Origin of the sequence: Brucella tritici, from assembly GCF_008932295.1 — a bacterium.
In the GTDB taxonomy this organism is placed as follows: domain Bacteria; phylum Pseudomonadota; class Alphaproteobacteria; order Rhizobiales; family Rhizobiaceae; genus Brucella; species Brucella tritici.
Genome location: NZ_WBWA01000003.1, coordinates 137,275 through 156,787, shown reverse-complemented (window position 1 = coordinate 156,787; position 19,513 = coordinate 137,275). Strand labels below are relative to the sequence as shown.

Genomic DNA, 19,513 nt, shown 5'->3' with positions numbered 1-19,513 from the left:
GGAGATATGGCTTACACGATGATGGGGCTAGGTCCGTTTCGGTTCTCTATCGACACCGCAGCTTACCAGACACTAACGCGAAAATCAGAATACCGTTGGGAATCGCAGGAGCGGATCGGTCGACACCCCGCCATGCAATTCATCGGTGCTGGCCATGAAACCTTCACGCTGGAAGGCACCGTTTACCCTCATTGGCGCTCTGGTTTCGGTCAGGTCGAAGAGATGCGGGGCATTGCGGAGCAAGGCTCTCCCTTGATGTTGGTGTCGGGAACAGGCCGGGTATTCGGGCGCTTCGTCATCACAGAGGTCGAAGAGCGGCAGACCTACTTTCACCCGAACGGCGCTCCCCGAAAGCAAGAATTTACGCTTGAACTCAAGTCATATGGTGAAGACGGCGAGGGCCCGAACAATGGCTGAAATCTATATCGCCAAGGATGGCGAAATGCTGGATTACATATGCTGGAAGTATTATACGGCAGCGCAATTGCCCCTCGCCGTTGAGCGCGTACTCGCGGCCAACCGTGGCATTGCTGCGACCGGGCTCCGCCTTAAGGCGGGGGTCAGAGTCATTCTCCCCGAACTGCCAAAACCTGAAGCGCTCCCCGTCATCAGAATTTGGGATTGAGCTATGAAGCCGTTTGTAATCATCAAAGCTCAAGGCAAAGATATCACCGGGAACCTCGGCGACCGCCTTATTTCTGTAGAATGTCATGACGAAGCGGAAGACAAAAGCGACCGTTGCAGGCTGGAAATAGATGACAGGCCGCGCGTCAGCGATTCCGGCGTGGTCGACCTGCCGATTATCGGCACAGTGCTTGAAATCGAAATGGGGTTCCGCGACGGCAAAAGCGCGAAGCGTGGAACCTACCTAATTGACGACATCGACGTTACCTCGCCGCCGCGCATTATTGTTGTGACGGGGCGAGCGGCTGCGATGGCTAAGAGTTTCCGTGCCGCCCGAACCCAAAGCTATCATCAAAAAACAATAGGCGAAATCGGGAAGGAAATAGCGGAACGCAACGGTTACGAATTCGTCGCCGATCCCGAACTGGCAGAAATCGTTATCCGCCATATCGACCAGCACAACGAATCCGATATGTCCTTCGCGACCCGGCTTGCCGAAGAACATGACGCCGTTGCAAGGCCAGTCGACGGCAAGCTCGTTTTTTCAAAACGCGGGACCGGCAAGAGCGTCAATGGCGAGCAGTTGGCCGAAATTAAGATCAAAGAAACTGACTGCGAAGAATGGCAATTCAAATATTCGGCACGCAAAGAAGCCGGTAAAGCCAAAGGCTTGAAGAAGGCCGGAGCATCCGGCGAGAGCGCATCAGCTTCGAAACATTCCGGCATTGAAACCGGCGACTTCATCATTGAGGCCCCGGAAGATAGTCCCGCATCGCGATCCCGCGCGTTGATGGCGGCAGCGGATGAAGAGATTATCAGTGCGCCGGATACCAGCGGCAACGATGACGACGACGAGGGCGGAGTTAGGGCGACGTGGACGGACACCCGGACCGGCGAGAAGCATGTCGTAACCGCTGGCAAGGAACCTTATCAGGACTTGCGTTATAGCTATCACAATGAGGCCGAGGCCGTCGCGGCAGTAACCAAGGCAAAAAATCAAGCCTCACGCTCACAAGCATCGTTTAACTGTCGCCTTGGCGGAATGCCGGAAGCGCAGGCCGAAGCAAGGCTCACGCTCGATCAATTCCGTCCATACATTCCCACCCTTTGGCGCGTGAAAACGTGTGTCCACCGCTTCACCCGCGACGGGTATGTGACCACGCTGGACGCAGAGCTTTTCAACGAAAAGCAATCGGACGTAACGGCCACGGTCAAAAAATCGAAGCCGGGAAAAGACGACAAGGTCGATAGCGACGCGCCGGAAACCCCCACGAAACCGGCCATTGATGCCAAAGACACCGACGATTTCATTATTGAAGCACCCGAAGATTGAGGCGGATGAAATGAGCGATATCATTAATGCTTTGATGGCAGGCAACATGGCTAAGCGGAGCGCGGACGGAATTGCGGCGCTTGCCACCGAACTCGGCTGCGAAACTGCGGTCGCCCTTGCAATTGTCGAGGTGGAATCGAACGGCAAGGGATATGACAGTGCGGGCCGCGTAAAAGTTCTCTTTGAGAAGCATAAGTTTTACAAAAACCTTCCGGCAGCAAAGCGACAAAAAGCAGTCAAGGCCGGATTAGCCCGAAAGAAATGGATCAAGCCAGCGGATGGCGGGTATAAGGACCAGCCGAACAACGGCGCGGCGCTTGATCTTCTTTGCCGAGCAATCAAAATTGATGAAGCTGCCGCGTTGAAATCTGCGAGCTACGGTCTAGGCCAAGTTCTCGGTGAAAACTACGCGGTTTGCGGTTGGCGCAGTGTCCAAGCCTTTGTTGCGGATATGTGCGCCTCCGAAGACAGCCACGTAAAAGCTATGCTCGGCTTTCTCAAGGGGAATGGCCTTGCCGACTCGTTGCGTGACCGTGATTTCGATGCCGTTGCCCGGATATACAACGGGACAGGACAAGTCGCCGTATATGGCGAGAAAATGCGTATCGCTTATGCGAAACATGCCGGTAAAGCGCCGCTTATCGGTAGCCCCGTGCGCGCGTCAGGTTTACGGCTCGGTTCCGCCGGATACCGTGTTGAGGCACTTCAAAAGCGCCTCAACGAAATAGGGTTCCCGGTGAAGGTTGACAGTGATTTCGGAACCGGCACGCGACGGGCCGTTCTGGCCTTCCAAGCAGAGAACGGGCTTGAAGTCGACGGAGTGGTCGGACCCGCAACGCAAGCCGCCCTTGATACGGCGGAAGCGAAAATTCCAGAAACAAGGCAGAATGCGACTATGGCCGACTTACGGGCCGAAGGGTCCACAATTGTCAAAGGGGCGGACGGTTCGCAGGTCGTCGCAGGAATCACAATTGCCGGTGCTTCGGCGGGCGCGGCGGACAAGGCCGGACTATTCGATGACCTTGAACGATTGTCGGAAACAGTGCGCGCCGTATCCGCTCCGGTGACTTCTCTGGTTGAGTTGGCGGCAGGGAATTGGTGGCTTATTGCTGCCGCCGCCGGGTTCTCACTTTTCTGGTATGCCCGCAACATCAAAAAATCGCGTCTTGCTGGTTATCAAGCGGGGCGGATTATATGAACGGCCTTTTACTACGCGTCGCAATTGGTGCCGCCTTATGCTTCGGCATCTATTTCGCAGGCTGGAACGCCCACGCCAATGTTTCACGTGCGGGGCAGTATAAGGCGGAGCGTGACTCGGCGCTCCGCAGCCTTGCCTTGTTCGAAGAAGCCGCAGAACACGCGGAATCTCTCGCCCGTGACGCTAAGAAAGAAGCAAACGAAGCCAAGAAGAGACTCGCCAGTTATGCCAAATCGCTACCTAAAAACCCTGCTTGTCGCCTTACTGACGACGATATTAAGCGGCTGCGTGACCTCCGGCGGAAAGCTGCCCCCGTTTCCTAGTCAGCTTCAAGAAGAAAAAGGCTGCTCCCCACAAAGCGGGAATGACGCTCGCCTTGTCGTCGGGCAATGTGTTGTCGCGGTTGACAACGCAAATCAGACAATCCGCGCTACAAAAGCTTGGTATGAACAGCTAAGGCGCAATTACTAGACTTAGGCGGCAGAGATGGACTTGTCGGGGGCATTCTCGAAACTCGTTGAACAGTACGGCCTCCCCGGCGTCGTTATCGCGATCTTGCTGGTAGTCTGCCGTTCGCTGTGGATCGCCTATAAGGCCGAGGTTGATAAAGGTGCCGCAAACGGCGTCAAAATCGCGCTTGCCATGGAGCGAAACACCCAAGCGATTGAATCACTCAAGGAAGTGATAAGGAATCGTTCATGAGCTTCCGAGACTTCTTGCGTGTTGTTTGCCGTCCACGTCACAAACGAACCGACCATGTTTGCGACAGGGTCAACAGTGCATCTAACATGCAGGAAGCCGCAAGCGCGGCGCTTGTTGACGCTATTTCGCGGGCGCTCGCGCTTGAAAACAACGTTGTCGCGGTGGACTTTCGACGTCGCATCCAAAAAGCGGACTAGACCGGCTTTCACTTTCTCGGCAGCGCGTCCCGTTGTTCCGGCGTCAGCATCAAGTAGGCTCGCAAAAAATTCACCGCATAATACGGCGGCATCACGGCGTCGCTTCGGTCCGCAAACCAACGGTTTACGGTCATGTCCCGATTTCCCAAGAGACTTGCAAGCTCCTTCTGCCGCAAGCCTGATAGCTCGAATAAGCGGCGGAATTCGGCTCTGGTGTCGTCTTCTGCGGCCATGTTCGCGCGCGTCGCCTTCATTTATGCGTTTTCGAATAGCGTAAACCTACATAATGAATAGAGAAAGCGCTACATTGATCCTGCGCTCTTCGCCTGATTCTGTGAGTTTTCGTTAGCTGCTTTGTTCTTCTGGCGTCCCATGAAAGCTTGCACCGCCTTCGCCGATGTGTTCGCGGCTTGCTGTTTTGAATCCACCATCAGTTTTGCATAGCGCTTTGTCGTGCGCGGGTCAGCGTGTCCGAGCAGTTCCCCAAGCTGGTCTAGGTTCAAACCGCTGGACAGCCCCGCTGTTGCGAAGAAATGCCGAAGGTCATGACGTACTAGCCGCTCCTTGATTTGTGCTGCCTCCATAAGTCGATTCCACGGCTTGGTGACATTGACCATGTGCCGCCCCTTCCTGCGGCCTACAATTATGTAGGGGTTTCCCTTCACTCGCGGAATATTTTGGAGTGCGTGCCTTGCAAGGTCCGATAGCGGGATAGTTTTCTTTCCCGTTTTCGAGTCTGGCAGTTCCAAGCCGTCCGGTGTAACCCATTCCCACTTAGCTGACTTGATTTCGCCGAGGCGCGCGCCGGTAAACAGCAATAGTTCAACCAGCCCGACGAAATGCGGCTCTTCTTCGCTGGCGCGTTCAAGAGCCTTCAACAATCGCGCGGCTTCATTTTCGTCAGGTATGCGGGAACGCTCATTTTCTTTGTAGCGGTCGATATCAACCGGGTTGCTACGCTTGGGCCTCCATCCCCATTTCTCGGACAATTCCATACCCTTGGACAGCACGGCGCAAACCGTATTCGCCCGTCGCGGCGTCTTCCTCATATGGTGGTGAAGCTTGTTAACGTCCGCTTCCGTCACGTCTGCAACAGCGGTTTCCGCCCCTAAAAACGGCAATATATGCACGCGATACATAGACTCCACTTCGGACGCCCAAGACGGCTTGTTTCGAACAAGGCAATGCTTCTCGTAGTGATCCTTTGCCAAATCGGCGAGCGTTGGTCGTTCGGTCAACGCCTTTTTTTCGCCAGCCGGATCACCGCCCTTCGCCACTTCGGCCAATATTTCGCGCGCCCGCTCGCGCGCCGCCGTCAACGTTAATACGCGTTCGTCGGCGAGCTTCTCATTCCGCTGCTTTCCCTGCTTGGTGCGGTAGTACAGATACCAGACCGATTTACTTTGCAGGTGGCGGAGCCGCAGGCCGGGCGTTTTGGGATCGTTCCAAGCGGTTCCGGGCGTTCCCGTTTTGGGTGCTTTTTCGGCCATGGTCGAATTATCTCCTAATATGGGCGGAGGCGAAAAACATGCATTATGTATATTCGAGAATGGCCGCTACCACAACGCCACTTGGTAGCAGGCTGGTAGCAAAAGAATGCGATTGGCTGATATTGAGTGATAAGCGATGATACGACGATTGGCCGTAAGTAATTGTTTTTTATAGGTGTTGCAATTTTGTGATATTCAGTGAAATATAAGAGCACCAGACTACGAATCTGGGGGTCAGAGGTTCGAATCCTTTCGGGTGCGCCATTTTTCTCAAAACAATTCAGTAATTTGCTTCGGCGCAAGCCGAACATGCTTACACATTGCTTTGCATATTTTCCGAACTGACTGATCGCGACCTCGTGACGTTTTTGCTCTCTCCGCTATATGTGGCTCGACATATCGGCATCACATTTCTGCAGTGGAATTTTTCTCATGAAGCATCACGCGCTTGTCTGGCTGCGTAACGATCTTCGAATCAACGACAATCCCGCACTGGATGCAGCCGCCGAAACAGGCGGACATATCACAGCGGTTTATGTTCATGAGACTCTTGCCGAGATTCGCGCGCCTGGCGGTGCCGCGCGGTGGTGGCTCGATCAGAGCCTGAAAGCGATAGGAAAGCAGCTCACTGATCGTGGTATTGAACTTCTCATCGAGACCGGTGATCCGAGTAATATCCTTCCTTACCTGATTGCAAAATTGGCCATAACCGAACTGTTCTGGAACCGTCGCTACGCACCGGCGGAGCGTAAACTCGATGCAAAACTGAAAGCACAACTCAAGGAGAGTGGAACCGGTGTAACCTCATTTCCTGGTAACCTTCTTCTCGAACCCTGGGAGCTTAAGACGGCCAGCGATACGCCCTATCAGGTCTTCACCCCTTTCGCCAAAGCGTTGCGCCTCCATAATGTTCCCCGCCCGCTTTCGCGCAGGCAATGGAACGTTAAACCAACACAGGAAACCTGCTATTCGCCCAACGTTCCTTCCTGGGCGAAAAAGTTTGATGGGCTTTGGAATATTGGAGAAGACGCGGCGCGCGACTGCCTGACACGTTTTCTGGAGAACACGCTGTCGACCTATACCGAGGATCGTGATGTTCCCGGCATCGACGGAACTTCAAGACTTTCACCTCATTTGCGGTTCGGTGAAATCAGCGCGCGTCAGGCGTGGTATGCCACGCTGGCGTTTATGGACGAGCATCACTCGGCACGCGCTGGCGGTGAAAAGTTTCTGTCCGAGCTGATCTGGCGCGATTTTAACTATCACCAGCTCTATCACCGCCAAGATATCAGCCGATACGATATGCGTGACGCTCTCTCCGGCGTCGCATGGCGTGATGATCCGGCTGCATTCGAAGCGTGGCGACGCGGACAGACGGGCTTTCCCATCATCGATGCCGGTATGCGTCAGCTTTGGGCCACCGGATGGATGCACAATCGTGTGCGAATGCTCGTGGCATCTTTTCTCACCAAGAATCTGCTCATCGACTGGCGGAAAGGCGAAGATTGGTTCTGGGATACGCTCGCGGATGGTGATGTCGCCAGCAATCCGGGAAGCTGGCAGTGGGTGGCAGGCTGCGGCATGGACGCTGCGCCCTATTTCCGGGTGTTCAATCCGATCTTGCAGGGTGAAAAATTCGATGCCGAGGGACGATATGTCCGGCATTGGGTGCCAGAGCTATCCGGCCTGTCGAACAAATGGCTGCACAAGCCATTTGAGGCGCCCAGTGATGTGCTGGCCAGTGCTGGAATTGCGTTGGGCAGTACCTATCCCAAACCAATCATTGATTTGCAGGCCTCACAACGCGAGGCCCGCAAACGGCTCAACAGCCAGCCGTAATCAGCGCGCTTCCAGTCCGCCATTCTCAACGATAAAGTCGATGATTTCCGGCACGCCCTTGCCGCGATGGAGGTCGGTGAAACCGAATGGACGCTTGCCGCGCATGCGTGCCGCATCGCCTTGCATAATATCGAGATCGACATGAACGTGAGGGGCAAGATCGCTCTTGTTGATTACAAGAAAATCTGACCGCGTGATACCCGGACCGCCTTTGCGCGGAATTTCCTCGCCCTGACAAACAGAGATGACATAAAGCGTCAGGTCCGCCAGATCAGGTGAGAAGGTGGCTGCGAGATTGTCACCCCCGGATTCGATGAAGACGATCTCAAGATCGGGAAACCGCCGGTTCATTTCGGCAATTGCCTGCAGATTGATGGAGGCATCCTCGCGGATTGCCGTATGCGGGCATCCCCCCGTTTCGACGCCCATGATCCGATCTTCGGACAAAGCCTGAGAACGCGCCAGAATGAGGGCGTCTTCCTGCGTGTAGATATCATTGGTAATCACGGCGACCGAGTATTTATCACGCAGCGCTTTGCAAAGCTTTTCGGTCAGCGTCGTCTTTCCCGATCCCACCGGTCCACCGATGCCAATACGCAAGGGTCCGTTTTTCTGTGTCATGTGCGAAAAAGCCTCGAATGTTGGGTTTCGTGTTTCATGGCCATGATGTCGCTAATGTAAGTCGCGGAACCAAGGTCACTCAATGAAGTTTTTTCTATTCGCGCCGCTGTTTCGGCGAGAACCGGTTCCAAATCTGACATTGTCGCAGTCACGCCGCTTTGCCCCATGACCGAAAGACGGATCGATGCCTGCAAAAGATTGATACAGAAGGCTTGCAGAAAGGCGGCGAGTGTCAATCCTAGCAATATTCCGTTGCCGCCCGCTACGGCACCGACTGCCACCGGATAGGGACAATCGGCTGGCAGGCGGTCGAAAACGGAGTTGGGCCAGCTTCGGGCTGCAGCCAGAAACGCCTCGCCTTGCAGCATCGTCTCCATATGACGTTCGCGCGAACCGGCCAGTGCTTCGGCCAATTCTGCAACCTCGACAAGATCGCCTTTGGCAACCGCACGCCGCCAGCTTTCCGCGCAAAGCACGGCATCGTTCCAGCCGGAGCCACGTGTTACAAGCCAGCGCAGCCAATCGCCCATCGTGGCTGTGTCTACGACATAGCCATCATGGACGGCCCGCTCCAGCCCATGACTATAGCTGAACGACCCGACTGGAAAGACGGGCGACAGCCAGGCCATCAGCCGCAGCAAAGCGGTGGTGGTATTAGTCGTGGTGGCGGTGGTGGTGATGATGTTCATGATCGTGTTCGTTATGACCATGATGATGATCGTGGTCATGCCCATGGTCATGATGCGAATGGCCGCCGGAATAAGCACCGCGTAGCGGACTGAATATAGCCGTTACATCCGTAACTGTCGCACCAAGCCCCTCAAGCATCGCCTTTATGACATGGTCGCGAAGAATGAAGATGCGATCACTCTCGATCTGGGCCGCAAGGTGACGGTTGCCGATATGCCAGGCGAGTTCGGCAATATGCAGCGGATCACGCCCAAGGATTTCGTAAAGTTCCTCGCTTGCGGCGCGGATTTCGATCTCGCGTCCGTCATCGAGGACGAGCCGGTCGCCGTGCTCGAGCACAATTGGCTCTGCAAAATCGACGAGCACCTTCTCGCCGCCTTCCAGAACGATGGCCTTGCGCCGCAAATGACGTTCATCGCGTTCGAGAACGGCGTGGCCCGCAGGCACGGCATCGATCACCTTATCTGCACGAATAATGGCAGTGGCACGAAACATTTGTTTGCCTTTCAAGATCAAAACATGAAGTAGCGTTGCGCCATTGGCACGACATCGACGGGCTCGCAGGTCAGAAGTTCGCCATCCGCGCGCACCTCATAGGTTTCCGGGTCAACTTCCATTTGCGGCATCGCATTGTTGAGGATCATGGAATGTTTGCCGATACCGTCTCTGGTATTGGCCACGGCAATCATCTGCTTGTCCACCCCAATCTTCTCTCGAAGCCCTTCATCCATTGCGGCCTGCGAAACGAAGGTAATGGACGTATTGGTGCGGGCTTTCCCGAATGAGCCAAACATCGGGCGGTAATGCATCGGTTGCGGCGTTGGAATCGATCCGTTCGGATCACCCATCGGCGCGGTTGCGATCCAGCCGCCAAGCAATACCATTTCCGGCTTGATGCCGAAGAAAGCAGGGTTCCACAAAACGAGATCGGCGCGCTTGCCGACTTCCACCGAACCGATTTCATGCGCCATGCCATGGGCGATGGCAGGGTTGATGGTGTATTTCGCGATGTAGCGGCGCGCCCGGTAATTGTCATTGCCCGGCTTGTCGTCGGGAAGACTGCCGCGCTGCTTCTTCATCTTGTCCGCGGTTTGCCAGCAGCGAATAATCATTTCGCCGACACGGCCCATAGCCTGGCTGTCGGAGGAAATGATGGAGAACGCTCCCATATCGTGCAGGATGTCTTCTGCCGCGATGGTTTCCTTGCGGATACGGCTTTCTGCAAAGGCAATATCTTCAGGAATTGCCGGGGACAGATGATGGCACACCATCAGCATGTCGAGATGCTCTGCAATCGTATTGACCGTGTAGGGCCGGGTCGGGTTTGTCGAAGCCGGCAACACGTTCGGATACTGACACACGCGAATAATATCCGGAGCGTGTCCGCCACCAGCGCCCTCCGTATGGAAGGAATGGATCGTGCGCCCCTTGAAGGCGTTGAGCGTATCTTCGACGAAGCCACCTTCGTTCAGCGTATCGGTATGGATCGCAACCTGAATATCGAACCGGTCTGCGACCGAAAGGCAATTATCGATCGCAGCCGGTGTCGAGCCCCAGTCCTCATGCAGCTTCAAACCGCAGGCGCCGGCGCGGATCATTTCTTCCAATGCACCGGGCAGCGAAGCGTTTCCCTTGCCGAACACACCGATATTCATCGGCAAGCCGTCGAACGACTGGATCAGCCGGGCTATATGCCACGGCCCCGGCGTGCATGTGGTGGCAAGCGTGCCGTGAGCAGGTCCGGTGCCGCCACCCACCATGCAGGTGATGCCCGCATTGAGTGCTTCATCCACCTGTTGCGGTGAGATGAAATGGATATGCGTGTCGATACCGCCCGCAGTGAGTATTTTACCCTCGCCTGCAATGATTTCGGTGCCGGGTCCGATGATGATCGAAACGCCGGGCTGCGTATCAGGATTTCCGGCCTTTCCGATCACCGCGATACGCCCGTCTCGAAGTCCCACATCGGCCTTGTAGATACCGGTATGATCGAGGATCAGGGCATTGATAATCACTGTATCCATTGCGCCATCGGCGCGGGATAATTGGCTTTGCCCCATACCGTCGCGGATAACCTTCCCTCCGCCGAATTTTACCTCTTCACCATAGGTGGTGAGATCCCGTTCGACTTCGATAAAAAGTTCCGTATCGGCGAGGCGCACCTTATCGCCGACAGTAGGGCCGAACATTTGCGCATAGGTGGCGCGACTAATTCTGGCTGGCATGAAATGTCTCCGTCACCTGTCCTAAAGTTTTCCCATGACCATCTGGCGAAATCCGTAGATTTCGCGCTTGCCGCTTACGGGAACCAATGTCACGTCGCGCTCCTGGCCAGGCTCGAAGCGCACGGCAGTTCCGGCTGCAATATCCAGCCGCTGTCCGAGCGCCTTGTCGCGCTCGAAAGAAAGGGCCGCATTCACTTCGTAAAAATGAAAATGGCTGCCGACCTGGATGGGGCGGTCGCCGGTATTGGCGACCTTGATCGTGATGGTGGGTTGGCCCTGATTGAGTTCAATATCGCCGTCCTGCGTAATAATTTCGCCGGGGATCATGTCACACCTCACCCGGCCATCAGCATCAGGCCGCCAAGCGCGGTAGCGCCACCGGCCAGACGCAAAGCAATTTTGCCATTCTTGCCCGCCATAAGCCGTCCTGCGGCAAGGCCGATACCCATGCCGGCGGCGTGTAGCAGTGCGGTCGCAAGCGCAAATCCAGCCGCATAAGAGAGGAATGTCGCACCTCCGATTTCTCCGCCATGCGCATGTCCGTGAAAGAAGGCAAAGAAACCGGCAATAAGCGCACCGACAACCGGAGAGACCGGGAGGGCAAGCGCCACCATAAGACCCAGCACGACGACCGAAGCCAGAATGACCGGCTCAACAAAGGGCAGTGGCATGCCCAAAAGTGCCGCCACAAAGCCAAGTAGCATCACGCCGACAAATGCTGCTGGCACGACGAAGAGTGCTCGTCCACCGAGCATGGCGGCCCAAAGCCCTACCGCAACCATCGCCAGGATATGGTCCGCGCCGGAGAGCGGATGCGTGAAGCCCGCCGCAAACGAGCCATGTTCGGCCGGATTGAGATGGGCAAAGGCAGGGCTTGCGGTGAGCGCCATCGCTACCGCGGCGAGAACCGTAGTCTTCTTCATTATCGTACCTTTCAAAAAACAGGTTCGCTTCGGCGAAACCTGAAAATCAGCGAATTGGCTCGTGAACCGTCACGAGCTTTGTGCCATCGGGAAATGTGGCTTCAACCTGAATGTCGTGGATCATTTCGGGTACACCATCCATCACCTGTTCACGGGTGATGACGTGCGCGCCTGCTTCCATAAGGTCGGCGACTGAGCGCCCATCGCGGGCACCTTCAACGACAAAATCGCTGATGAGTGCGATCGTTTCCGGATGATTGAGTTTTACCCCGCGCTCCAGACGGCGGCGGGCAACCATGGCGGCCATGGCAATCAAAAGCTTGTCTTTTTCCCTGGGCGTCAAATTCATGACTTCATTCCAACTTCATACTTTCAAAGCGGTATGCATTCCGCTGGCGTTAAAAGCGGCGGGATTGCCGCGAACTCAAAATGTCCAAACTTTGGGCAGTCCTGCCTTGCCGTTAAGCAGGGCAAGCAATGGCCCCAGACGTTTGCGCAAGGTGTAACTATCCGGCGCGTGAAGCCGCATCATCAGTTTGGTTGCAGGGCCAACCTGCCAGAGGCTGGCACCGCCCTCCTCTCCAATGATCTGCCGGGCGGCTTCCAGATGTCTCCCGGCCTCCCCTGAAATCAGAAGCACGGTGGCAACGGCAAACGCCCCATCCGTCACTGGAAGCGCTTGCAATTCGGCCCCAACATCTGGTCCCAGCCGAAACTCTTCGGCGTGCACAAGCCTCCCATCGGGCCGCCCACCCAACCGCACACGCCAACGGTCACTGAACATCGCTTCATCAACCCGCTCACCCATGGCAAGGCGCCCGAATATGGTCGCCTCCACCACCAGGATTTCCGCCCCTTCCTCCAGTTCGACATCCAGCGTTCGTGACAACACGGATTGATTGAACAGAATGGTTTCCTGCGGAAGCCAAGCAAGACGCGTGCCTTTTGCAGCCTTCAAGCGCGTGGCAATGCGTGCCTCGCCGCCCCCTGAGCGATAGATGCGCTCACAGGCCTGCGTGGTAATGACAGCCGAAGCGTTTTCGCCAAGCTCCACATCCCATCGCAGTCGGTCACCGCCCGTCAGCCCTCCTGATGTGTTGATCAGGATTGCTTCCAGCGGATCGCCTCCGACCTGCGGCATGCGGATCTTGGCTGCGCCTTCCTGGTAAAGCCTGGAAATGCGCGAACGCCCGTCCTTGAAATGTATCGAAAGCCCGCCCAGCCCGTTGACGCGCTGCGAGGAGAGCTCCGCTAACTTATTGTTATTTATTATCATCTGCGCGAATCTCGTATTGCTCTTCTAAAGCAGAACCGAGCGCAGAATAAAGGGGGGTGGGGGTGCGGCAGGACGCCGCCACATATTGGAAAGCTTGAAAATGTTTCATCAAAAGTCACAGCAATCCCACCCGAAGCAATGTTTCGGATGGGATTGATCGGTCAGTTTTTTCTGGTCAAATACGCATTGCCGCCGGGTGCGTGACCGTCTTTCGATAGAGATGCCAGGTCGCATGACCAAGGATAGGTATCACTACCGCCAACCCGGCAAACATCGTGACAAAACCGACGATCAGCATCGCGGTTACGATTGCAGCCCAGAGCAGCGATTCCATGGGGTTGCGCATGACGACACGCAACGATGTCGCAACCGCCGCCGCCGCACCGCAATCCTGGTCAAGCAGCATCGGGAAAGTCACAATCGTCGAGCACAGGACAACGATTGCAAAAAGCAAACCAATGCCACAACCGGCAAAAATCAGGCTCCGCCCCTCTTCCGTCGACGACACCTGATTCATCAACATTGAAAAGCTTTCGGGCGGCATCGGTCCGAAATAGTGAACATAGAGATTTTGAGCCACCAGCAGCCATGCAATAAAGATTGCGAACAGAAAAGCACCGACAGCCACAATAGACGGCAATGCCGGAGAATGGCTCACATCGAGCGCACGTTTCCAGGATGTGTCCAGCCCTTCTTCACGGCGTCGGCTCATCTCATAAAGCGGCAGCGCAGCAATTGGCCCGATCAGGGCAAAGCCGGACATCAGGGGAAACAGGAGCGGCAATGCATTGGCGTTTGTGCTCCAGTAAGTGATGAGCAGCCCCGCCAGCGGATATATGAGACAAAGGAAAACGTAATGCGATGGCTTCGCCCAGAAATCGTCGAATCCCAGACGCAAGGCATCGAATACATCCGCCATGCGGATGCGCTTAACTTCAGGATAAAAGGCTGATTGGTCTCGACCTGCAACAACATGAAACTGTGCCATGACGCTCCTCCTGCGGGTGAGGCAGTCCTGACAGCAAGGATGGCGGTCAGGACATGGCCTGCACGCAATTTCTGGCTTTCGCACGGACACCGGATAAATCCGGTTTTCGTGACGCCAATTCGTCAGGCCAAAGCCTGACAGTCTGGCAAATAGTATACATCGAAAAGACTGGCGGCGAAAGAAAGCGGCTCAATGAGATTGAGCCCCGCGTCAACTGATCTCAAACCAGCAACCACACGCACTTTCCATTCGGGCGCATCCCGAAAAATGTGAAACGGCTTTCGGAAGAGATGCGCGTCACAACAAATGATTAGATCGCCGATCTGATTCAATCTGATCGAAACGCTCTCTCATGAAAGCACGGCGAGGCCAGTTTCTGGATTCTATCGGGGAATAATGGTGCTGCGAGAGAGGATTGAACTCTCGACCTCTCCCTTACCAAGGGAGTGCTCTACCACTGAGCTACCGCAGCAATCTCTTGAGTGCGGCGGACTTCTGCCACATCATTACGCAAATCGCAAGCAAGCAATTGCATTTCTTTTCACATAATGTGGAAATCTGCCGGACACGCATTTGAAAGCAGCTTTTCCGGCCCTTTTTCCCGTAGTAGAAGACCGCCATGAGCGAAAATACGACCAACAAAGAGAAACAAACCCAATCGGACCAGCGCAAAAAGCGCCGGGCCGAGGAGTTGCGCGCGAATCTGATGCGCCGCAAAGCCCAATCCAGATCGCGTCGCGCGGGCGAAGCGGATGAACGAAACGACGGCATCACCGCTGCCAGCGACGACACCGACTGAGAATCGCACCATCAAAGCCTTCCTTGAAGATAGGGGGGCTCTGCGGTAAAAGCTCATTTCTGTTCTTCGCAGCGATGTCGTCCTATTGTGATTCGTATTTGACGTAATTTGGCCGCAAGACTCGTAATTTCATGACGCAACACCACCGCGCCGTATTGGCTGCCGGATTTGGTGAAATTTATCGGGCAAGGTATCGGCCCAGAAGGTGACACAGCATGGATCGCATCAAAATCGTTGGCGGCAACAAGCTCAACGGCATCATTCCAATTTCCGGCGCAAAAAACGCCGCTCTGCCGTTGATGATCGCCTCGCTTCTGACCGACGATACGCTGACGCTCGAAAATGTGCCGCATCTGGCCGACGTCGAACAGTTGATCCGCATCCTCAGCAATCATGGCGTCGATTATTCGGTCAATGGCCGTCGTGAGCATCAGGATGGAGCCTATTCGCGCACGATCCATTTCACTGCCCGCAATATCGTCACCACGACGGCACCTTATGAACTCGTTTCCAAGATGCGTGCGAGTTTCTGGGTGATTGCGCCTCTTCTCGCGCGCATGGGCGAAGCAAATGTTTCCCTGCCGGGCGGCTGCGCCATCGGAACGCGCCCGGTCGATCTTCTCCTCGAAGCTCTATTAGCTCTTGGAGCCGACATCGAAATCGAAAACGGCTATGCCAAGGCAAAGGCCAGGAACGGTCTCGTCGGCGCGCGTTACAAGTTCCCGAAGGTCTCCGTCGGCGCAACCCATGTCATGCTGATGGCAGCAGCACTCGCCAAGGGCGAAACCGTCATCGAGAATGCCGCTCGCGAACCGGAAGTCGTCAATCTCGCCGACTGCCTCAATGCAATGGGCGCCAAGATCACCGGCGCCGGAACCGGCACCATCCATATCGATGGGGTCACCAACCTGTCGGGCGCGCGCGTCCGTGTTATTCCAGACCGTATCGAAGCTGGAACCTATGCCATGGCCGTCGCCATGACCGGTGGTGACGTGCTTCTGGAAGGCGCACAGGAAAGCCAGCTTTCCGCCGCTCTTGAAACGCTGCGACAGGCTGGCGCTGAAATCACCGAGACCAATAGCGGTCTTCGCGTTGTCCGCAACGGCCACGGTATTCACCCTGTTGACGTTACTACAGACCCTTTCCCCGGTTTCCCGACCGATTTGCAGGCGCAGTTCATGGGCCTGATGACCAAGGCAAAGGGAACGTCGCGCATCACCGAAACCATTTTTGAAAATCGCTTCATGCATGTGCAGGAACTGGCACGTCTTGGCGCAAAAATCTCCCTGTCCGGCCAGACTGCTACCGTCGAAGGCGTGGAACGCCTGAAAGGCGCACAGGTAATGGCAACCGATCTTCGGGCCTCGGTTTCGCTTGTGATCGCCGGCCTTGCCGCTGAGGGCGAGACCCTGGTCAACCGCGTGTATCATCTGGATCGCGGCTTTGAGCGTCTGGAAGAAAAACTGTCCCGCTGCGGCGCGACAGTAGAACGTATCAGTGGCTGATCGGACCAGGCCGGAGTGACATTCAGTGCTCCGGCTTTTTCTTGCGCTGCGCTAAAGATTCCAATCGACGAAAGACAGGCTTGAAAAGCCTGTCGATTTTTTTGCCTTGACATGCCAAGTTGATAATTGGCCGCGCGGGCGATTGATTTTTGGTTCGCCGGGAACAGTTATTGGCCGACAATGGAAAGTGGTGCTGGAGTATGGATATGTTGAAGCTTGTGGCGCTGGATGAGGAGGATTTGCAGGTCCTGTCCGCTCATCTTCAGGACGCAGTTTTGAAAGTATCCGACCTTCAGTATCTCGGAAACGAGAAGCGCTTCGTCCTGACGGCAAATCGTTTTGTCTGGGAGGAAAGCAAGCCGAAATTCCTGCGCAAGCCGCAATATCAGCGCAGGCGCACCGCCCTGCACTTCAATCGCGTGATTGCAGCCAAGGCAGTCGGCATTGATCGCCAGAAGCCGGATGAAGTGCTTTCCCTGATGGCCATTCAGTTCATGACCAGTGAAGCACCTGCCGGAACAATAGAACTGACTTTTTCGGCAAATGCGGCTATCCGTCTTGAAGTGGAATGTATCGAAGCGCAAATGACGGACCTTGGCGCGGCATGGGAAACTGAATCACTGCCTCGCCATAACGTCTAGCCCAAACCTGGATGAGCTGAATCATCGCGGTTTGGTAAGCCCGTGCGGCGATTGAGCATTTTCAGGGCCTGGATAGCGTCAGCATCTCAGCGCCCTGGCATAGGAGAGGGTTCTACAAAACCGTCTTTCGTCAGCCGGACGCCAATCTGGCAAAGCATATTTGAAGGAACAGAAGCGTGGTCAAGACGCTCAGACAAACCGATCCCGATTTCGAGAGTAATTTCGCGACATTTCTGGCCAGTAAACGCGAGGCGTCCGAGGATGTCGATCGTGCGGCCCGCGAGATCGTTGAGCGGGTGCGGCGCGAAGGCGACAGCGCGCTCATCGACTACTCCCGTCGCTTTGACCGGATCGATCTCGATAAAACCGGAATCGCGGTCACTGAAGCTGAAATCGATGCCGCATTCGACACAGCCCCGGCGTCGACGATCGAAGCGCTGAAGCTTGCTCACGAGCGCATCGAGAAGCACCATGCACGGCAGCTTCCCAAGGATGATCGTTATACGGATGCGCTCGGCGTCGAACTCGGCTCGCGCTGGACAGCTATCGAAGCTGTGGGGCTCTATGTTCCGGGCGGCACGGCAAGCTACCCAAGTTCCGTATTGATGAACGCCGTTCCTGCCAAGGTGGCAGGCGTAGAACGCATTGTCATGGTGGTTCCGGCACCCGATGGCATTCTCAATCCATTGGTTCTGGTGGCAGCACGTCTGGCTGGCGTTTCGGAAATCTACCGTGTCGGCGGCGCGCAGGCTATCGCGGCCCTCGCCTATGGCACCGAAACAATTCGTCCCGTTGCCAAGATCGTCGGCCCCGGCAATGCCTATGTTGCGGCCGCCAAGCGTATTGTCTTCGGCACGGTCGGCATCGACATGATCGCTGGCCCGTCGGAAGTGCTGGTCATTGCCGACAAGGACAACAATCCCGACTGGATCGCCGCCGACCTCCTTGCCCAGGCGGAGCACGATACAGCGGCGCAATCGATCCTCATGACCAATGATGAAGCGCTCGCACAGGCTGTCGAAGAAGCTGTTGAACGGCAGCTCCGCAACCTTCCGCGCGCGCAAACTGCAGCCGCGAGCTGGCGCGATTTCGGCGCGGTTATTCTGGTCGAGGATTTCGAGGCAGCCATCCCGCTTGCCAATCGCATTGCAGCCGAGCATCTGGAAATCGCCACAGCAGATCCGGAAGCCTTGCTGCCAAAAATCCGCAATGCAGGATCGATCTTCATCGGCGGTTATACGCCGGAAGTGATCGGCGATTATGTCGGCGGCTGTAACCACGTTCTGCCGACGGCGCGCTCGGCACGTTTTTCATCCGGCTTGTCGGTTCTCGATTACATGAAACGAACCTCGCTTCTCAAACTCGGCCCTGATCAACTGCGTGTGCTCGGACCTGCGGCAATCGAGATTGCCCGCGCCGAAGGCCTTGACGCACACGCACAGTCTGTCGCTATCCGGCTGAATCTATGAGGTGACATGACTGCCGCTGTTCCAAATGCGCGCCTTGTTGACGTCGAGCTCGATGAATCCATCGGGCGCTCGACACCTGACGTCGAGCATGAACGTGCGGTGGCCATTTTTGACCTTATCGAAGAAAATTCCTTCCACCCGATCGGAGACGAGACGGGAGGACCTTATCGTCTGAAGCTTTCATTGATGGAATCACGGCTGATCTTCGCCATTACCCGGGAAGCCGGTGAAGACGTCGCGACCCATATTCTCTCGCTCACGCCCTTGCGGCGTGTCGTGCGGGATTATTTCATGATTTGCGAAAGCTATTATCAGGCGATCCGGTCGGCCACGCCAAGCAAGATCGAAGCAATCGACATGGGACGGCGCGGCCTTCACAATGAAGGATCGCAAACGCTCCAGAACAGGTTGCAGGGCAAGATCGAGGTTGATTTCAACACGGCACGGCGGCTTTTCACACTTGTCTGCGTCCTGCACTGGAGAGGCTGATCATTGATGGTCATCACCGATGCCCCTCCCGTAAATTTTGGCGCCGACGGCGACGAAGATCACAAACCGAGCCTGCCCAAGTCCCTGCTTTTTGTCTGCGGCAAGAATGCAATTCGTTCCCCCATGGCGGAATTGCTTGCAAGACAGGCCCTGCCACCCAATATTTATGTAGCTTCTGCAGGTGTGAAACGGGGCGAACGTGATCCGTTTGTCGATGCTGTCCTTCAGGAAGAAGGCTTGTCGCTTGATAACCGGCAACCGCGTGGCCTCGAAGAACTTGCTGATGGCTATTTCGACCTGATTGTAACGCTGACACCACTTGCCCACCATACTGTGCTGGAGCGAATGCGGGGGTTCTCGGTTGATGTCGAATATTGGCCGACGCCGGACCCGACCTTGGTAACCGGCAGCCGAAGCCAGATCATGGCGGCGTATCGCGATGTGCGGGACCGTCTGAAGCGGCAAATCATGCAGCGTTTTAATGAGCATTGAGTTCACGGAATT

At 55.7% G+C, this 19,513-nt stretch carries 24 protein-coding genes and 1 tRNA gene; 13 read left to right on the top strand and 12 right to left on the bottom strand.

Annotated elements, in window-relative coordinates; translation table 11 throughout:
* Window positions 1-6: 6 nt before the first annotated feature.
* From F9K91_RS04865 to F9K91_RS04840, 6 genes are all read left to right on the top strand, one after another.
* Window positions 7-417, top strand: coding sequence for a phage tail protein (locus tag F9K91_RS04865; RefSeq protein ID WP_151677302.1), 411 nt, complete (start codon window positions 7-9; stop codon window positions 415-417).
* Window positions 410-625 carry a tail protein X gene (locus tag F9K91_RS04860; RefSeq protein WP_151677301.1) on the top strand — a complete coding sequence of 72 codons (216 nt, stop codon included), beginning with the start codon at window positions 410-412 and terminating at the stop codon, window positions 623-625. Before F9K91_RS04865 ends, F9K91_RS04860 begins: the two co-directional genes overlap by 8 nt.
* Window positions 626-628: 3 nt before the next feature.
* Window positions 629-1,957, top strand: a complete 1,329-nt coding sequence (locus F9K91_RS04855; RefSeq protein WP_151677300.1) for a phage late control D family protein — start codon at window positions 629-631, stop codon at window positions 1,955-1,957.
* A 10-nt stretch (window positions 1,958-1,967) separates the two neighbouring features.
* The gene (locus F9K91_RS04850) at window positions 1,968-3,155 is read left to right on the top strand and encodes an N-acetylmuramidase domain-containing protein (RefSeq protein ID WP_167522173.1); all 1,188 of its coding nucleotides are present in this window, start codon (window positions 1,968-1,970) and stop codon (window positions 3,153-3,155) included.
* Window positions 3,152-3,478, top strand: coding sequence for a hypothetical protein (locus tag F9K91_RS04845; protein WP_151677298.1), 327 nt, complete (start codon window positions 3,152-3,154; stop codon window positions 3,476-3,478). The genes F9K91_RS04850 and F9K91_RS04845 overlap by 4 nt, the downstream gene beginning before the upstream one ends.
* Window positions 3,479-3,641: 163 nt before the next feature.
* Window positions 3,642-3,857: a hypothetical protein gene (locus F9K91_RS04840; RefSeq protein WP_138144642.1), complete on the top strand. Its 216-nt coding sequence runs from the start codon at window positions 3,642-3,644 to the stop codon at window positions 3,855-3,857.
* Between the two features lie 205 nt (window positions 3,858-4,062).
* Here F9K91_RS04840 and F9K91_RS04835 read toward each other — a convergent pair whose 3' ends face one another.
* Window positions 4,063-4,308, bottom strand: a complete 246-nt coding sequence (locus tag F9K91_RS04835; protein ID WP_151677297.1) for a helix-turn-helix domain-containing protein — start codon at window positions 4,306-4,308, stop codon at window positions 4,063-4,065.
* 48 nt (window positions 4,309-4,356) lie between these two features.
* Window positions 4,357-5,544 carry a site-specific integrase gene (locus tag F9K91_RS04830; RefSeq protein ID WP_151677296.1) on the bottom strand — a complete coding sequence of 396 codons (1,188 nt, stop codon included), beginning with the start codon at window positions 5,542-5,544 and terminating at the stop codon, window positions 4,357-4,359.
* 432 nt (window positions 5,545-5,976) lie between these two features.
* Between F9K91_RS04830 and F9K91_RS04825 the strand changes: the two genes are divergently transcribed.
* Entirely contained in the window at window positions 5,977-7,383 is a 1,407-nt protein-coding gene (locus F9K91_RS04825) for a cryptochrome/photolyase family protein (protein WP_151677295.1), read from the top strand.
* Here the strand turns inward: F9K91_RS04825 and ureG are convergent, their stop codons facing one another.
* The 10 genes from ureG to F9K91_RS04770 form a co-directional block, all read right to left on the bottom strand.
* Window positions 7,384-8,004, bottom strand: coding sequence for an urease accessory protein UreG (gene ureG, locus F9K91_RS04820; RefSeq protein ID WP_010658108.1), 621 nt, complete (start codon window positions 8,002-8,004; stop codon window positions 7,384-7,386).
* Window positions 8,001-8,693, bottom strand: a complete 693-nt coding sequence (locus F9K91_RS04815) for an urease accessory protein UreF (RefSeq protein ID WP_151652189.1) — start codon at window positions 8,691-8,693, stop codon at window positions 8,001-8,003. Before F9K91_RS04815 ends, ureG begins: the two co-directional genes overlap by 4 nt.
* Window positions 8,659-9,189 (bottom strand): urease accessory protein UreE, encoded by a 531-nt coding sequence (ureE, locus tag F9K91_RS04810; RefSeq protein WP_151652190.1) that lies wholly within the window; start codon window positions 9,187-9,189, stop codon window positions 8,659-8,661. The genes F9K91_RS04815 and ureE overlap by 35 nt, the downstream gene beginning before the upstream one ends.
* Window positions 9,190-9,206: 17 nt before the next feature.
* Window positions 9,207-10,919 carry an urease subunit alpha gene (ureC, locus tag F9K91_RS04805; protein ID WP_151677294.1) on the bottom strand — a complete coding sequence of 571 codons (1,713 nt, stop codon included), beginning with the start codon at window positions 10,917-10,919 and terminating at the stop codon, window positions 9,207-9,209.
* Window positions 10,920-10,940: 21 nt separating this feature from the next.
* A complete protein-coding gene (locus F9K91_RS04800; RefSeq protein ID WP_010658104.1) occupies window positions 10,941-11,246 on the bottom strand; it encodes an urease subunit beta in 306 nt (101 codons plus the stop codon).
* Between the two features lie 8 nt (window positions 11,247-11,254).
* A complete protein-coding gene (locus tag F9K91_RS04795; RefSeq protein WP_151555445.1) occupies window positions 11,255-11,842 on the bottom strand; it encodes a HupE/UreJ family protein in 588 nt (195 codons plus the stop codon).
* A 46-nt stretch (window positions 11,843-11,888) separates the two neighbouring features.
* Window positions 11,889-12,191 (bottom strand): urease subunit gamma, encoded by a 303-nt coding sequence (locus tag F9K91_RS04790; protein WP_061344932.1) that lies wholly within the window; start codon window positions 12,189-12,191, stop codon window positions 11,889-11,891.
* A gap of 75 nt (window positions 12,192-12,266) precedes the next feature.
* Window positions 12,267-13,118, bottom strand: a complete 852-nt coding sequence (locus tag F9K91_RS04785; RefSeq protein ID WP_151677293.1) for an urease accessory protein UreD — start codon at window positions 13,116-13,118, stop codon at window positions 12,267-12,269.
* A gap of 175 nt (window positions 13,119-13,293) precedes the next feature.
* Window positions 13,294-14,106, bottom strand: a complete 813-nt coding sequence (locus F9K91_RS04780) for a DUF2189 domain-containing protein (RefSeq protein ID WP_151555448.1) — start codon at window positions 14,104-14,106, stop codon at window positions 13,294-13,296.
* 397 nt (window positions 14,107-14,503) lie between these two features.
* A tRNA-Thr gene (locus F9K91_RS04770) sits at window positions 14,504-14,578 on the bottom strand.
* 147 nt (window positions 14,579-14,725) lie between these two features.
* Between F9K91_RS04770 and F9K91_RS04765 the strand changes: the two genes are divergently transcribed.
* The 6 genes from F9K91_RS04765 to F9K91_RS04740 all read left to right on the top strand — a co-directional run bounded on the left by F9K91_RS04765 (window position 14,726) and on the right by F9K91_RS04740 (window position 19,501).
* The gene (locus F9K91_RS04765) at window positions 14,726-14,905 is read left to right on the top strand and encodes a hypothetical protein (protein ID WP_010658099.1); all 180 of its coding nucleotides are present in this window, start codon (window positions 14,726-14,728) and stop codon (window positions 14,903-14,905) included.
* Between the two features lie 215 nt (window positions 14,906-15,120).
* On the top strand, window positions 15,121-16,410 hold the full coding sequence (gene murA, locus F9K91_RS04760) for a UDP-N-acetylglucosamine 1-carboxyvinyltransferase (protein ID WP_151555449.1): 1,290 nt from the start codon (window positions 15,121-15,123) through the stop codon (window positions 16,408-16,410).
* Window positions 16,411-16,610: 200 nt separating this feature from the next.
* Entirely contained in the window at window positions 16,611-17,051 is a 441-nt protein-coding gene (locus F9K91_RS04755; RefSeq protein ID WP_151652196.1) for a DUF2948 family protein, read from the top strand.
* A gap of 176 nt (window positions 17,052-17,227) precedes the next feature.
* Entirely contained in the window at window positions 17,228-18,520 is a 1,293-nt protein-coding gene (gene hisD / locus F9K91_RS04750; RefSeq protein WP_151677292.1) for a histidinol dehydrogenase, read from the top strand.
* Window positions 18,521-18,526: 6 nt separating this feature from the next.
* Window positions 18,527-19,009, top strand: coding sequence for a UPF0262 family protein (locus F9K91_RS04745; protein ID WP_061344926.1), 483 nt, complete (start codon window positions 18,527-18,529; stop codon window positions 19,007-19,009).
* A 6-nt stretch (window positions 19,010-19,015) separates the two neighbouring features.
* A complete protein-coding gene (locus F9K91_RS04740) occupies window positions 19,016-19,501 on the top strand; it encodes an arsenate-mycothiol transferase ArsC (protein ID WP_235912787.1) in 486 nt (161 codons plus the stop codon).
* Window positions 19,502-19,513: the final 12 nt, after the last annotated feature.

What these genes read in the sequence shown, in the direction of transcription:
- F9K91_RS04740 (WP_235912787.1), top strand. Translation starts at nt 19,016, where the DNA reads ATGGTCATCACCGATGCCCCTCCCGTAAATTTTGGCGCCGACGGCGAC.
- F9K91_RS04830 (WP_151677296.1), bottom strand. Translation starts at nt 5,544, where the DNA reads ATGGCCGAAAAAGCACCCAAAACGGGAACGCCCGGAACCGCTTGGAAC.
- F9K91_RS04795 (WP_151555445.1), bottom strand. Translation starts at nt 11,842, where the DNA reads ATGAAGAAGACTACGGTTCTCGCCGCGGTAGCGATGGCGCTCACCGCA.
- F9K91_RS04835 (WP_151677297.1), bottom strand. Translation starts at nt 4,308, where the DNA reads ATGAAGGCGACGCGCGCGAACATGGCCGCAGAAGACGACACCAGAGCC.
- ureG (WP_010658108.1), bottom strand. Translation starts at nt 8,004, where the DNA reads ATGACACAGAAAAACGGACCCTTGCGTATTGGCATCGGTGGACCGGTG.
- F9K91_RS04790 (WP_061344932.1), bottom strand. Translation starts at nt 12,191, where the DNA reads ATGAATTTGACGCCCAGGGAAAAAGACAAGCTTTTGATTGCCATGGCC.
- F9K91_RS04825 (WP_151677295.1), top strand. Translation starts at nt 5,977, where the DNA reads ATGAAGCATCACGCGCTTGTCTGGCTGCGTAACGATCTTCGAATCAAC.
- F9K91_RS04860 (WP_151677301.1), top strand. Translation starts at nt 410, where the DNA reads ATGGCTGAAATCTATATCGCCAAGGATGGCGAAATGCTGGATTACATA.
- F9K91_RS04840 (WP_138144642.1), top strand. Translation starts at nt 3,642, where the DNA reads ATGGACTTGTCGGGGGCATTCTCGAAACTCGTTGAACAGTACGGCCTC.
- ureC (WP_151677294.1), bottom strand. Translation starts at nt 10,919, where the DNA reads ATGCCAGCCAGAATTAGTCGCGCCACCTATGCGCAAATGTTCGGCCCT.
- murA (WP_151555449.1), top strand. Translation starts at nt 15,121, where the DNA reads ATGGATCGCATCAAAATCGTTGGCGGCAACAAGCTCAACGGCATCATT.
- F9K91_RS04855 (WP_151677300.1), top strand. Translation starts at nt 629, where the DNA reads ATGAAGCCGTTTGTAATCATCAAAGCTCAAGGCAAAGATATCACCGGG.
- F9K91_RS04780 (WP_151555448.1), bottom strand. Translation starts at nt 14,106, where the DNA reads ATGGCACAGTTTCATGTTGTTGCAGGTCGAGACCAATCAGCCTTTTAT.
- ureE (WP_151652190.1), bottom strand. Translation starts at nt 9,189, where the DNA reads ATGTTTCGTGCCACTGCCATTATTCGTGCAGATAAGGTGATCGATGCC.
- F9K91_RS04800 (WP_010658104.1), bottom strand. Translation starts at nt 11,246, where the DNA reads ATGATCCCCGGCGAAATTATTACGCAGGACGGCGATATTGAACTCAAT.
- F9K91_RS04815 (WP_151652189.1), bottom strand. Translation starts at nt 8,693, where the DNA reads ATGAACATCATCACCACCACCGCCACCACGACTAATACCACCACCGCT.
- F9K91_RS04785 (WP_151677293.1), bottom strand. Translation starts at nt 13,118, where the DNA reads ATGATAATAAATAACAATAAGTTAGCGGAGCTCTCCTCGCAGCGCGTC.
- F9K91_RS04765 (WP_010658099.1), top strand. Translation starts at nt 14,726, where the DNA reads ATGAGCGAAAATACGACCAACAAAGAGAAACAAACCCAATCGGACCAG.
- F9K91_RS04745 (WP_061344926.1), top strand. Translation starts at nt 18,527, where the DNA reads ATGACTGCCGCTGTTCCAAATGCGCGCCTTGTTGACGTCGAGCTCGAT.
- F9K91_RS04850 (WP_167522173.1), top strand. Translation starts at nt 1,968, where the DNA reads ATGAGCGATATCATTAATGCTTTGATGGCAGGCAACATGGCTAAGCGG.
- F9K91_RS04845 (WP_151677298.1), top strand. Translation starts at nt 3,152, where the DNA reads ATGAACGGCCTTTTACTACGCGTCGCAATTGGTGCCGCCTTATGCTTC.
- F9K91_RS04755 (WP_151652196.1), top strand. Translation starts at nt 16,611, where the DNA reads ATGGATATGTTGAAGCTTGTGGCGCTGGATGAGGAGGATTTGCAGGTC.
- F9K91_RS04865 (WP_151677302.1), top strand. Translation starts at nt 7, where the DNA reads ATGGCTTACACGATGATGGGGCTAGGTCCGTTTCGGTTCTCTATCGAC.